This is a genomic window from Stakelama marina (genome assembly GCF_018122655.1).
GTDB classification, from domain to species: Bacteria; Pseudomonadota; Alphaproteobacteria; order Sphingomonadales; family Sphingomonadaceae; genus Sphingomonas; species Sphingomonas marina.
Genome location: NZ_JAGRQC010000002.1, coordinates 520,668 through 532,607, shown reverse-complemented (window position 1 = coordinate 532,607; position 11,940 = coordinate 520,668). Strand labels below are relative to the sequence as shown.

Annotated in this window: 13 protein-coding genes and 1 tRNA gene; 6 read left to right on the top strand and 8 right to left on the bottom strand. The window is 64.4% G+C overall.

Annotated features, from left to right (window positions below; translation table 11 throughout):
• The first annotated feature begins 26 nt into the window (after positions 1–26).
• The 3 genes from J7S20_RS09025 (at position 27) to J7S20_RS09015 (ending at position 1,436) form a co-directional block, all read left to right on the top strand.
• Entirely contained in the window at positions 27–605 is a 579-nt protein-coding gene (locus J7S20_RS09025; protein WP_284053908.1) for a nitroreductase family protein, read from the top strand.
• A 37-nt stretch (positions 606–642) separates the two neighbouring features.
• Complete coding sequence (locus J7S20_RS09020; protein WP_284053907.1) at positions 643–999, top strand: GntR family transcriptional regulator; 357 nt, start codon at positions 643–645, stop codon at positions 997–999.
• Positions 1,000–1,196: 197 nt separating this feature from the next.
• Positions 1,197–1,436: a hypothetical protein gene (locus tag J7S20_RS09015; protein ID WP_284053906.1), complete on the top strand. Its 240-nt coding sequence runs from the start codon at positions 1,197–1,199 to the stop codon at positions 1,434–1,436.
• Positions 1,437–1,439: 3 nt separating this feature from the next.
• Here the strand turns inward: J7S20_RS09015 and J7S20_RS09010 are convergent, their stop codons facing one another.
• Positions 1,440–3,161 (bottom strand): acyl-CoA dehydrogenase family protein, encoded by a 1,722-nt coding sequence (locus J7S20_RS09010; protein ID WP_284053905.1) that lies wholly within the window; start codon positions 3,159–3,161, stop codon positions 1,440–1,442.
• Positions 3,162–3,208: 47 nt separating this feature from the next.
• On the opposite strand from J7S20_RS09010, the gene J7S20_RS09005 reads away from it, so the two are divergent.
• On the top strand, positions 3,209–4,165 hold the full coding sequence (locus J7S20_RS09005) for an L-threonylcarbamoyladenylate synthase (protein ID WP_284053904.1): 957 nt from the start codon (positions 3,209–3,211) through the stop codon (positions 4,163–4,165).
• Between the two features lie 54 nt (positions 4,166–4,219).
• Here J7S20_RS09005 and J7S20_RS09000 read toward each other — a convergent pair whose 3' ends face one another.
• Both J7S20_RS09000 and msrA read right to left on the bottom strand, forming a co-directional pair.
• On the bottom strand, positions 4,220–4,657 hold the full coding sequence (locus J7S20_RS09000; protein ID WP_284053903.1) for an FKBP-type peptidyl-prolyl cis-trans isomerase: 438 nt from the start codon (positions 4,655–4,657) through the stop codon (positions 4,220–4,222).
• A gap of 113 nt (positions 4,658–4,770) precedes the next feature.
• Positions 4,771–5,313: a peptide-methionine (S)-S-oxide reductase MsrA gene (gene msrA, locus J7S20_RS08995; RefSeq protein WP_430980922.1), complete on the bottom strand. Its 543-nt coding sequence runs from the start codon at positions 5,311–5,313 to the stop codon at positions 4,771–4,773.
• An 82-nt stretch (positions 5,314–5,395) separates the two neighbouring features.
• Here msrA and galE point away from each other — a divergent pair, with 82 nt between their 5' ends.
• Positions 5,396–6,394 carry a UDP-glucose 4-epimerase GalE gene (gene galE, locus J7S20_RS08990; RefSeq protein WP_284053901.1) on the top strand — a complete coding sequence of 333 codons (999 nt, stop codon included), beginning with the start codon at positions 5,396–5,398 and terminating at the stop codon, positions 6,392–6,394.
• Positions 6,395–6,528: 134 nt separating this feature from the next.
• Here galE and J7S20_RS08985 read toward each other — a convergent pair whose 3' ends face one another.
• The 5 genes from J7S20_RS08985 to folK form a co-directional block, all read right to left on the bottom strand.
• Positions 6,529–8,667, bottom strand: coding sequence for a TonB-dependent receptor (locus tag J7S20_RS08985; protein ID WP_284053900.1), 2,139 nt, complete (start codon positions 8,665–8,667; stop codon positions 6,529–6,531).
• Positions 8,668–8,802: 135 nt separating this feature from the next.
• Complete coding sequence (locus J7S20_RS08980; RefSeq protein WP_284053899.1) at positions 8,803–9,540, bottom strand: phosphatase PAP2 family protein; 738 nt, start codon at positions 9,538–9,540, stop codon at positions 8,803–8,805.
• Positions 9,541–9,675: 135 nt separating this feature from the next.
• Positions 9,676–10,395 (bottom strand): lipid-binding SYLF domain-containing protein, encoded by a 720-nt coding sequence (locus J7S20_RS08975; RefSeq protein ID WP_284053898.1) that lies wholly within the window; start codon positions 10,393–10,395, stop codon positions 9,676–9,678.
• A 244-nt stretch (positions 10,396–10,639) separates the two neighbouring features.
• Positions 10,640–10,715 (bottom strand) — tRNA-Lys (locus J7S20_RS08970).
• 37 nt (positions 10,716–10,752) lie between these two features.
• Entirely contained in the window at positions 10,753–11,214 is a 462-nt protein-coding gene (folK, locus tag J7S20_RS08965) for a 2-amino-4-hydroxy-6-hydroxymethyldihydropteridine diphosphokinase (RefSeq protein WP_284053897.1), read from the bottom strand.
• Between the two features lie 25 nt (positions 11,215–11,239).
• Here folK and J7S20_RS08960 point away from each other — a divergent pair, with 25 nt between their 5' ends.
• Positions 11,240–11,899, top strand: a complete 660-nt coding sequence (locus tag J7S20_RS08960; protein WP_284054049.1) for a uracil-DNA glycosylase — start codon at positions 11,240–11,242, stop codon at positions 11,897–11,899.
• The last annotated feature ends 41 nt before the right edge of the window (positions 11,900–11,940 follow it).

Genomic DNA, 11,940 nt, shown 5'->3' with positions numbered 1-11,940 from the left:
GGGCGGCTCCCTAGGTGTTCGCCATCATGTTCAACGACATCAGCACCCCCAAATCGCTTATCGCCACGCGCCGGTCGGGAAAGCCGCGCGACATGGTTGCACCCGGTCCGTCCGAGCAGCAGTTGCGCGACATGATCGCGCTCGCCGCGCGCACGCCCGATCATGGCAAGCTCGCGCCGTGGCGCTTCGTCATCGTGCCGCAGGACAAGCGCGACCGGCTCGCGCAGGTCATCATCGACGCCTATCGTACCGAACGGCCAGAGGCCGGACGGCTTGAAATCGCGGCGTTCGAGCAGTTCGCGCACCAGGCGCCCGCGCTGGTCGTCGCGCTCTCTTCACCCCGCACCGAGAGCCACATCCCGTTATGGGAGCAGGAATTGTCAGCCGGCGCCGCGTGCATGAACCTGCTTCACGCCGCGCATGCCGAAGGGTTCGTCGCCGGGTGGCTGACCGGCTGGGCGGCCTATTCGGAAGCGGTGCGCGACGCGTTCGGCAAGGCGCCCGAGCGGATTGCGGGGTTCGTCTTCATCGGTTCTCCGTCGCGAGACCTGTCCGAACGTCCCCGCCCGGAAATGGCACAGGTGGCCAGCGTCTGGCAGGGATAGGACTGGACGTTATCGCCAATTGGTGTATTAAAGCGGCATGACAGCCTTGGAGCATGAAGACAGCCCGGTTTATCTGCGGCTGCGTGCGATGATCGCAGCGGCGATCCTGCGCGGCGAATATGGTGCGGGCGATCAGTTGCCGTCGGTGCGGGCGCTTGCTGCCGAATATGGTGCCAATCCGCTGACCGTTGCCAAGGCGTATCAGACCTTTCAGGACGATGGCTATGTCGAGGTTCGGCGCGGCGTCGGGATGTTCGTGCTTCCCGGCGCGGTGGAAAAGCTGCGCGTTGCCGAGCGTGACCGCTTCCTCAACAGCTATTGGCCCAGGGTGCGCGAACATATCGCGCTGATCGGGCTCGATCCGGCAGAGCTGCTCGACCGCGAAACCGCCTGACGCGACAGCCGGTCATAAATATTTTCGTAACCGCTCCATGAAGGCGTTTTAACCAGCGAAGTCGCTGGAAAGCTGGATTTTGCCCTGTGGCAAGCCGGCAACAGCAACGCTTTGCCGGCCCCCTGCAACGCTTCGTCGCGGGAACCAAAAGCCATTCTGGGTCGATTGTCCCTTCAGTTCGAAAGGGAGTAGCGATCATGTATCACTATCGTCAACCGCTTGTTCCGGGTCGCACCGGCTATCGGATTGCCTATCGGATGCACGAAACCAACCACTGCCCGGGCTGCGGCAAGACGCAGTGGGTCGTGGGGCGCATGACGGCCGAATGCTCGTTCTGCCACACGGCCCTGCCGATCAACGAAGGCGGCATGACCGGCGTCGGGCTGATCCGCGCGAGCGGACGTCCCTCGGTAGAACCCGAGCCGATGGCAGCCTGACGTTCAGGCGGCGAAGGTTTCCGCGCCGACCGCGTATAACGGGTCGGCCGGAGCCATGGCCGCCGCCTTTAGGCCCAGCGCTTCGGGCACGATCTGCCCGACATAGAATCGCGCCGCAGCCTTTTTCATCTGGGCGAAATCGCTGTCGCCCAGTGCATCCGCGGCCTTGGCTTCGCGTTCCATGAGCCAGCCGCACACCGCCACCGAAAGCATCGTCAAAAACGGATAGCTGGCCGCCAGCCGATCCTCGATATCGACCGAAAGCAGGTTCCGGCCCACCGTCTCGCATGCGTTGATCAGGTCGCGAAGCCCGTCCGCCTCGGCTCCGCCGCGCATATCGGCGATCAGCGCGTTCAGCGTCGCGCCATTGTCCATCGACAATTTTCGCCCCACCAGATCGGCCGCCTGGATGCCGTTGGTGCCCTCGTAGATTCGCGTCACGCGGGCATCGCGGAAATGCTGCGATGCGCCGGTTTCCTCGATATAGCCCATCCCGCCATGCACCTGGATGCCGATATCGGCGACTTCGCAGCCGAGATCGGTGCCGTGCGCTTTCGCCAGCGGCGTGAGCAGGTCGAGCCGCTTCTTCGCGTCCGCATCGCCCAGATTGGCGCGGTCCACCTGCCCCGCGGCGTAATAGACGAGTGCGCGCGCCGCCTGGGTCTGCGCCTTCATCCGCATCAGCATGCGGCGGACATCGGGGTGTTCGATGATCGCGACGGGTTCGCGGCTCGGCGATCCGGCTCTCGCCGACTGGATGCGCTCGCGGGCATAGGCGACCGCGCGCTGCGTCGCGCGTTCCGCGACCTGGACACCTTCCAGCCCGACATTCAGCCGCGCATTGTTCATCATCGTGAACATCGCCGCGATGCCGCCGCCCTCGGCGCCGATCAGTTCTCCCCGGCAATCGTCATTGTCGCCATAGGACAGCACGCAGGTGGGCGATCCGTGAAGGCCCATCTTGTGTTCGATCGATACGACGTTGATGTCGTTGAAGGCACCGGGCCGTCCGTCGGCGTCGAGCCGGTATTTGGGCACGAGGAACAGCGACAGCCCCTTGGTGCCCGCGGGCGCGTCGGGCGTCCGCGCGAGCACGAGGTGGACGATATTGTCGGCCATGTCGTGATCGCCGAACGAGATGTAGATCTTGGTGCCCTTGATCGACCAGCTGCCGTCACCACGCGGTTCGGCACGCGTCTTCAGCGCGCCGACATCGGAACCGGCCTGCGGCTCGGTGAGGTTCATCGTGCCGGTCCAGTCGCCGGTGGCAAGATGCGGCAGATAGGCCTGCTGCTGTTCCGGCGTGCCGTGATGCGTCAGCGCCTCGATCGCGCCGACGGTCAGCGTCGGCGCCAGCGCAAATGCCATATTCGCCGACCCCAGTGTTTCCAGCACAGCGGTCGCAAGCGCATAGGGCAAGCCTTGCCCGCCAAAGGCTTCGGGAGAGCCGATCGTTCCCCAGCCACCATCGACATAGCCGCGATATGCCTCGCGAAATCCGTCGGGCATCACCACACCCTTGTCGGTCAGCTTCGCACCGACGGTATCGCCCGCGCGGTCGAGCGGGGCCCATTCGCCCGCCGCGAACTGACCCGCGCCTTCGAGCACGGCATCGACAACGTCGTCGCTTGCTGCGGCGAAGCGGTCGGTCTTGGCGAGCTCGCCGATCCCGGCGACATGATCGAGTACGAAACGCTGTTCGGTAACGGGCGGGGTGAAGGCCATGGGGTCCTCTCTTGTGCTGGTCTTGCCGTCCGTATAGCGCCGTTTTCGTGGCCGAACCAAACCGACAGGATGCGATACGGACCTTACGCTACGGCGCGCAGGCGATTGCTGCGGCGGCGGATGTGATTCGCGCGGGCGGCCTCGTCGCCGTGCCGACCGAAACGGTATACGGGCTTGCCGCCGACGCGACCAATGCAGAGGCGGTCGCGCGAATCTATGCGGCGAAGGGCCGGCCGAGCTTCAACCCGCTGATTGTCCATGTCGCCTCGGTCGACGAGGCGAAGGCAATTGCGGAGTTCGACGCGGGGGCCACCACACTCGCCGATGCGTTCTGGCCGGGGCCGTTGACGCTGGTGCTGCCGTTGCGAGCAAACGCGCCGGTCGCATCGCTGGTGACGGCGGGTTTGGACACGGTCGCGATCCGTTGTCCGGCGCATCCCGCGATGCGCGACCTGATCGCGGCGACCGGGCGTCCGCTCGCCGCGCCATCGGCCAATCCCAGCGGCGGCATCAGCCCGACCCGCGCCGAACATGTCGCCGCCGGCTTTCGATCCGGGCCTTCGATCATCATCGACGCCGGCCCGACCGAGGCGGGGCTCGAGTCGAGCATCGTCGCGCCGGGGCCGCCGCCAAGGCTGTTGCGCCCAGGCCCTGTCACTGCGGAGCAGATTGCGACTGTTCTGGGCGCGGTGCCGGGGGCAGGCGGGGGCAAGATCGAGGCGCCCGGGCAACTTGCCAGCCATTATGCGCCAAGCAAGCCCCTGCGGCTGAACGCGACCGAGCGGCGAGCGGGCGAGTGGCTGATCGGTTTCGGCGATGTGTCGGGCGACGATACGCTGAGTGCATCGGGCGATATGGTCGAGGCGGCGGCGCGGCTGTTCGATGCGCTTCACCGTGCCGATGCCGGCGATGCAGCGGCGATCGCGATCGCCCCCGTACCCGATAGCGGCATCGGGGTTGCGATCAACGACCGTCTGCAGCGCGCGGCCGCCCCGCGGCCCTGAAGCGGCGAGTGCGCCGCAACAGTTGCCGCGGTACATGGCTGGAAAAGATGCGGCTCAGGCCGCTTGCTTGATCTCGACCAGCTTCACGCCGAAGGTCAGGTCCTGTCCGGCGAGGGGATGGTTGGCGTCGGCGGTGACGGCGTCGTCGCGGACCTCGGTGATTACCAGGTTCGTCGTCGAACCGTCCTGCTGCTGCGCCGCCAGCGTCATGCCCGGCTGCGGTTCGGCGTCGGCGGGCAGGCTCGAACGCGGAATATCGATAACCAGACCGTCCTGACGCTCGCCGAACGCATCGGCGGCGGGGATCTGGACCGTCTGTTCATCGCCGACCTTCATACCGTCGAGCGCGGCCTCGATCTGCGGAAAGATCTGCGATCCACCGATCGTGATCGTCTGCGGTCCGGCTTGTTCGGTACCGCCGACGACATTGTCGTCACCATTGCGCACCACATAATCGATAAGGACGGTGTCGCCCTGTTTTGCCGTCTGCATGGAAATTCCTTTGATAGTTGTTGCAAAGCGGCGCGTCTGAAAAACGCGCCCAATCCATCAAGGGTGGGAAGCTTTGTCCCGTCATTCAATGCGAAGCGGCAAACTAATTCCGATCAACCGTCTGCGGTCTGCGACTTTGCGCGCGCGGAGAAACTCTTGCGAAGCTTTTGCAATTTGGGCGGAATGACCGCCATGCAATAGGGGTTTCGCTGCCCTTCGCCTTCCCAATATTCCTGGTGATAGTCTTCGGCCGGCCACCATTCGCCGAGCGGTTCTGTCGTCGTCACGATCGGCGCGGGCCAGTTGGGCTGGTTGCGTTCGATCGCGCGCTTCGCCGCGGCTTCCTGTTCGGGCGAGTGCGGAAAGATCGCCGAGCGGTACTGCGTCCCGACATCGTTCCCCTGACGGTTGAGCTGCGTCGGATCGTGCGTCGCGAAGAAAATGTCGAGCAGGTCATCATACGACACCCGGTCGGGATCGAACCCGATGCGGATCGCCTCGGCATGGCCGGTATTTCCGCTGCACACTTCGCGATAGGTGGGATTGGCCGTCGTGCCGCCGATATAGCCGCTTTCGACCGTTTCGACGCCGATCACGTCGTTGAATACCGCCTCGGTGCACCAGAAGCAGCCTCCGGCGAGCGTTGCATGTTCCATTACCAAACTCCCAAAATTCCCCCGTTACATAGGGGCGATCCGTCGCTAGGCAACGCGGACGGCCATGGGTGAGGAGAGCAGGATGCGCGACGGTACGGTAATGGTAACGGGCGGCGCCGGGTATATCGGCAGCCATGCGGTGCTCGCACTGCTCGACGCCGGCTGGCGCGTTGTCGTGATCGACAATCTGGTGACGGGCTTTGACTGGGCGGTCGATGATCGCGCTATTCTCGTAAAGGCCGATGTCGCCGACGACGATGCGGTGCGCGGTGCGATGCGCGAACATGACGTGCGCGCCGTCATGCATTTCGCCGGATCGGTCGTGGTGCCCGAATCGGTCAGCGATCCGTTAAAATATTATCGCAACAACACCGCCGCCAGCCGCTCGCTGATCGAAAGCGCGGTGGCGTGCGGGGTGAAGCATTTCATCTTTTCCTCGACCGCCGCGACCTATGGCATCCCTGACCGGGTTCCCGTTGCCGAGGATGCGCCCAAAGCGCCGATCAATCCCTATGGCACGTCGAAGCTGATGACCGAGATGATGCTGCGCGACGTCGCGGCCGCGCACGATCTGAATTACTGCGCGCTGCGCTATTTCAACGTTGCGGGCGCCGATCCCGACGGGCGCTCTGGCCAGTCCACGGCGGGGGCGACGCACCTCATCAAGGTCGCGGTCGAGGCGGCAACGGGAAAGCGTGATCATGTCTCTGTTTTCGGGACCGATTTCGACACGCCCGACGGCACGGGGGTGCGCGACTATATCCATGTCAGCGACCTCGCCGCCGCACATGTCGATGCGCTCGACCTGCTGATCGCCGATCCGGAGCACAGCCACACGCTCAATTGCGGATATGGCCGCGGCTATTCGGTGATCGAAGTGCTCGATGCCGTCGACCGCGTTACCAACATGACGATCGACCGCCGTATGGAAGGGCGACGCGCGGGCGATCCCGACGCATTGGTCGCCGATAACAGCGCGATCCTGAAGACGCTGCCCTGGCGCCCGCGTCGCGACGACCTCGACACCATCGTGAAGGACGCGCTGGCATGGGAACGCGCACTGGCCGAACGCCGCGGCTGATTATGAAGTGATGGGGAGCGCCTGCCGAGTCCGTGCCCTTCGGGGGGGGAGGGGGAAGGAAAGGGCATTTCCTCGACAGGCACCGCGAGAACGGCTGACCGTGCCCGCGGTTCCATCATGCGAGCAATCGGTTCCTAAAAGTCCTTGGTGATCCCGACATAGAAGGACCGGCGCTCGCCATATTGCGGTGCGCCCACGCCGATGCCCGAGCCGTCGCGGATTTCGTAGACATGGTCGAAGGCGTTGATGACGTCGAAGCGCACCGCAATGCCCGGCCCGTCGAACTTGTGGCTCGCCGACAGGTTGAACGTGGCATAGGGCGGCAGTTTCCCGCCGTTCGGCACCGCGCCGTCCTTGCGCAGGCCCGATCCGTACAACATGCTCGCGCCCAGCGTGGTGCCGTAGAGCGCGCCGCTGTCGAAGCGATAGGTCGCGCCCGCCGACCCGGTCCAGCGCTGGTCATGGTCGAGGAAGATATAATGGTTGTCGATATAGGCGAGGTCGGCGGGGTCGAAATTGAACTGGCCCGACACGATCCCGCGTCCCTGCGCCTTTGAATAGGCAAGGTTGCCGTACAGCGTCCAGCCGCGCTTGCGATAGGACAGGTTGGCCTCGGCCCCGTCGATCTTGCCGCGCGCAAAGTTGAACGGCGTCAGGATGATCGGCGCACCGAACTGGCCTTCGTCGATCAGGTTGCGCGACCGGCGGTGATAGGCGTCGAGCGTCAGCGACAGGTCGGGCGTCAGCGTCTGCGCCAGGCCGATGTCGAAATAATCCTGCCGTTCCGCATAGGGTGCGTCGCCGGTCAGCGCCGGGGCGGCCGCGCTGGTGCCGACGAATTTCGCGATCGTGGTGTCGGCGACGTTCGAAAATGGCGGCGGCGAGAAATAGCGCGAATAGCCGGCGTGGAACGTGGTGCCTGCGCTCGGCTGCCACACGATGTTGATACGCGGGCTGAGCTGCTGTTCGGAGCGGACGCCGTTATACCGGTCGAAACGCGCACCGAAATTGACCGTGAAGCTGTCGGCAAGTTTCCATTCGTCCTGCAGATAGGCGCTGTAGGTCCATTCGGTATCGGCGCCATTGTCGACGATGGTGATCGGCTGACCGATCTGGTTGCCCATATCGTCCACCGGGAATACCTGCGCGCTCGTCTTGCTGTCGCGCCGGTCGCGAGAGACGATGACGCCGCCGCGCAGCGTGTGCGCGTCGCTCAGCCGGTACACCGCTTCGACCTGGGTTCCGGCGGTGAAGTCCTGCTTGGTGGCGCGTTGCGCGATGCCGTTGAACAGCAGGTCGCCCAGCGGATCGGGATAATAGTCGAGCCCCGAATAGCGGCCGAACAGCGACGCCTGCAGCGTCAGCCTGCCCGCATCGTGGAGATAGCTCGCGATCGCGAAGCCGGTACGTTCGTGCTGATGTTCGTTCAGGTCGTTGCTCAGAAAGTCGGTGACGCCGCCGACATTGTAGCCGCTGTCGGGGTGAAGCCCGCGCGGATTGGGAATCTGGAATTTCTGATCGGCATAGCCGCCCATCAGCGACACGCGGTCGTTCGCGCCGATCGTGTGATCGACATAGGCAAAGCCCTGAAACTGGTCGGTGCGGTCGTGGATCTGGTGACGATCGGGACTGACCGCCTCGATGCCGAGATTATTGTGCAGATAGCTGCCGGTGACGAAGAAATTGGTCGCGCCGCTCGACCCGCCATAGTCGAAGCTCGGCTGGATCGTGTCGTGGCTGCCGCCATAGAGCGAGATCTGGCCCGAATTGTCGAAGCTGTTCTTCGTCGTGATGTCGATAATACCCGCGGTGCGCAGGCCGTATTGCGCCGGCAACGCGCCGGTGCGCAGGTCGAAATTCTGAACGATGCGCGGGCTGAGCGTCTGACCGAACGACGAAACGCCCTCGGGCAGGATCGTGCCGTTGATGCGATATTGCAGATTGCCATGGTCGCCGCGGACATGGAACTGGCCGAACCCGTCCTGCACCACGCCCGGCAGTTGCAGCACGAGCTTGTCGAGCTGGACATTGTCGCCGCCCGGCAAGCTCTGGATCGTGTCGTTGGTCACCGCATAGGTCGTGGCGCCCAGGCTGGGCTGGACCGACGCGCGCGCCTCGTCGAGATGGCCGGTAACGACGATATCCTGACCGTTCTGGCTGCCGCTGTCTGCCTGCGCACCGCTATTGTCGCTGCCAGTAGATTGCGCGGTCTGGGCGTGGGCGGGAAGGGCGAAGAGCGCGGCGGCGGAAGCGAGCAACAGAGTCTTGCGCATGAAATCTCCGGAAAAGGCGTTCGAATCAATTCCGCAGTGCAATAATAGCGATGTTACAACATCACAAGGCCTGTTTCGCGGCATCGGTTCGGCAGCGCATCGTCGCGGGATTTCAAGGGTCGGCGGCGCCGGACTTCAGAGGTCGGCTTCCTCGTCGACGGGGAGCGCGCGTGCCGTGTCCTGCCACCGTCGCGTCCATTTCCCGACCTGCCACCAGGCGAGCGCCCATAACGTGCCGAAGCTCCAGCCCGCGATCACGTCGCTCGGCCAGTGGACACCCAGATACATCCGGCTGATCCCGATCGCGGTGACGAGCACGATCGCGACCGCGAAGAGATAGGTGCGCCTGGCATTATTCTCGACGATCTGCGTCAGCAGCGTCGCGATGGTCAGGTAGATGATCGCGCTGTTGGCGGCGTGGCCGCTTGGGAAACTAAGCGTCTTCACCTCGACAAGGTGCGGTACCACCTCGGGCCGGGCGCGGGCGATATAGCCCTTGAACAGGCTGACGAGCAGCGACCCGCTGAACGTTGCTGCAAAGACCAGGCTGGCCGTCAGCCATTTGCGTGATACCAGCAGCATCCCGACCGTGACCGCCACGGCAAGCGTGAGCACGGTGCCCCCGCCCAGCGTCGTGATGTCGGTCATGGTATGGACGAAACCCGGCGGTCCGATCGCTTCGCCGGGGTGCCCCGGCACGCGCAGACCAAGCAGGATCGCCCGGTCGAACGAATAGGGACGTCCGCCGCCGATTGCCCAGCCAAGGATGAGAATCAGCGAAACGGCCGCAGAAATCAGTCCTGCGGCCCACATCAGGTGCGGGGGGTGGCGGACGCCTTGTGGATTGGTGTCGTGAACTGCTGTGCTTGCCATCGGTAAGGCTTATCGCTTGCGGGCACGGAACAACATCCGTCGCGCAGATTGTCGTTTCGCCGCCGCGTCCGATGGCACGCCAGCGTGCCCCCGCATCCACACCGAAAGGCGCGGGTGCGGGGAGGGATCGCCGGATTATCCAGCCAGAGCCGTTTGAAGCTGGCTCGCTGCGGGCTTGGTAATCTTGCCCGACAGAATCTGGTTGGGATCGACCTTTTCGCCGTAATAATTCTGGTTGTTGTCGTCGTCCCAGTTGATGTCGGTCACGCTGACCGTCGCACCGGCATAGGCGCCTTCGGTGTCCGACCACATGATGATGTCGCCCTTGCCCCAGGATGCCTGGGCATTGGCCGAATAGTTGACGATCGACAGACCCGATTCCGCATTGAGGCTGATCTTGTTGCCGCTCATGAACGCGTCCACCGCGTTGTCGGTCATCAGCAGGAAGGCAAGCTGCCCGCCCGAACCGCCGGCCTGCGCGCCGACGCTAAGCGCGCCGAAATCGTAGAAGGCGGGGGCCGTCCAGCCAGCCGTCTGGTTGGCAAGCACGACACCCGCGCCACCACGGCCGCCGACGATGAACGCACCGCGTCCGAATTCGGGGACGATGTAAATACCCTTGGCCTTCTTGATGAGCTTGGCCAGATCCGGATCGGCCTTCATCTTCTGGACTTCGGCGGTCGCTTCATCGACGAGCTGCTGCGCGTCGGGAGCCGTCTGCGCCATATTGTCGCCGGTCGTCATGGCCATGCCGTTGTCGGCGGCCATGTTCGTGTCCGCGGTCGTGGTGGTATTGTTGTTACACGCTGCCAGACTGGCGACGGCAGCCGCCATGATAATGGGCCGGTATTTCATCTTGTCCTCCACTTGTAATTCTCGCGCGCTGCGGTGCTGGAGGGGGGTCCACGCACCGACGCGACGGGCAAGGTACGGATAAACCGCACAAACCGTTCCAAAATCGGGTCAATTTCTGGGAACCGCGTCGCTGTGCGCCACGTTCGCTTTGACAGGGAGCCGTCGCCGCCCAATCAGCTCCCGGGCGGCGGCGTCTCTCTGCCATTCACCCCTGCGACGGGGATAAAGCCGAGCTTTCGGGAGGTGGTGAGCCCTGCTGGATTCGAACCAGCGACCTACTGATTAAAAGTCAGTTGCTCTACCGACTGAGCTAAGGGCCCTCGCAAGCGGTGCAGGTAAGCGCGTGCGCGGGCGGGGTCAACCGCGCTTGCGCCGATGTTGCAATTGACGCACCGAAAGACCCGATATCGGATCGCGCCAGCCGGCCGCGACGGCGCTCAGCGGATCGAGGACGAAACCGCGTTCGCGGAACAACGCGTGGGGGACGGTAAGCCCCGGTTCGGCCCAGATGCCGCCCGACCACAATATGATATCGCAGTCGAGCGTGCGTTCCCCCCAGCGCTGGCCGCGGCGCCGGCCGAAATCGCTTTCCAGCCGTTTCAGACGGTCGAGGAGCTCGGGCGGCGACATTTCGCTGTTCATCAGCACGACGGCGTTGGCGAAGCGCCGTCGCGACGGTCCCACCGGATCGGTCTCGACGAACGGTGATATAGCGAACACGCCCTCCAGCCGTTCGATCGCGGCGCGCAATGTGGCGCGAGGGTCGCCGTGGCGGGTGCGGCGGTTCGATCCCAACGCGATGGCATAGCTTGTCGTCATGGTCCGCCCCGCCTATCCCGCCGCGATGCCAGTCGCCAGCCCCCTTCCCGATACCGAGCCACCCCACGACTGCCCGCGCTGCCCCAGGCTCGTCGCGCTGCGCAACGAACTGCGCCTCGAACATCCCGACTGGTGGAACGCGCCGGTCCATGCCTTTGGCGATGCCGGAGCATGGCTCGGCATTGTCGGGCTCGCCCCCGGAAAGCACGGCGCGAACCGGACCGGGCGGCCCTTTACCGGCGATTATGCAGGCGACCTGCTCTACGAAACGCTCGGCAAGTTCGGGTTGTCGAACGACAGATATGACGGTCGGCCCGATGACGGGCTGATGCTGGACGGTGCCGTGATCGTAAACGCGGTGCGCTGCCTGCCGCCGCAGAACAAGCCGACACCGAAGGAAATCAACGCCTGCCGACCGTTCCTTGCCGATCAGCGCGCGGCGCTGCCGCAGCTCCATGTGCTCGTCGCGCTCGGGCGCATCGCGCATGATTCGGTGCTGCGCATGTTCGGCGAAAGGCTCGCCGATCATCCCTTCGGTCACGGCGCCGAGCACGCGATGCCCGACGGCGCGGTGTTGATCGACAGCTATCACTGCTCGCGCTACAACACCAACACGCGCCGACTGACGCCCGAAATGTTCGAGGCGGTATTCGCGCGGGCGCTGGCGCTGAAACCGGCGCGCTGACGCGCCGACCAAAAGCTGATATGACGGCATCATCCGCATGA

Excerpts from the sequence above, each read along its gene's own strand:
- J7S20_RS09025 (WP_284053908.1), top strand. The coding sequence starts at position 27 with ATGTTCAACGACATCAGCACCCCCAAATCGCTTATCGCCACGCGCCGG.
- J7S20_RS09020 (WP_284053907.1), top strand. The coding sequence starts at position 643 with ATGACAGCCTTGGAGCATGAAGACAGCCCGGTTTATCTGCGGCTGCGT.
- J7S20_RS09015 (WP_284053906.1), top strand. The coding sequence starts at position 1,197 with ATGTATCACTATCGTCAACCGCTTGTTCCGGGTCGCACCGGCTATCGG.
- J7S20_RS09010 (WP_284053905.1), bottom strand. The coding sequence starts at position 3,161 with ATGGCCTTCACCCCGCCCGTTACCGAACAGCGTTTCGTACTCGATCAT.
- J7S20_RS09000 (WP_284053903.1), bottom strand. The coding sequence starts at position 4,657 with ATGCAGACGGCAAAACAGGGCGACACCGTCCTTATCGATTATGTGGTG.
- msrA (WP_430980922.1), bottom strand. The coding sequence starts at position 5,313 with ATGGAACATGCAACGCTCGCCGGAGGCTGCTTCTGGTGCACCGAGGCG.
- galE (WP_284053901.1), top strand. The coding sequence starts at position 5,396 with ATGCGCGACGGTACGGTAATGGTAACGGGCGGCGCCGGGTATATCGGC.
- J7S20_RS08985 (WP_284053900.1), bottom strand. The coding sequence starts at position 8,667 with ATGCGCAAGACTCTGTTGCTCGCTTCCGCCGCCGCGCTCTTCGCCCTT.
- J7S20_RS08980 (WP_284053899.1), bottom strand. The coding sequence starts at position 9,540 with ATGGCAAGCACAGCAGTTCACGACACCAATCCACAAGGCGTCCGCCAC.
- J7S20_RS08975 (WP_284053898.1), bottom strand. The coding sequence starts at position 10,395 with ATGAAATACCGGCCCATTATCATGGCGGCTGCCGTCGCCAGTCTGGCA.
- folK (WP_284053897.1), bottom strand. The coding sequence starts at position 11,214 with ATGACGACAAGCTATGCCATCGCGTTGGGATCGAACCGCCGCACCCGC.
- J7S20_RS08960 (WP_284054049.1), top strand. The coding sequence starts at position 11,240 with ATGCCAGTCGCCAGCCCCCTTCCCGATACCGAGCCACCCCACGACTGC.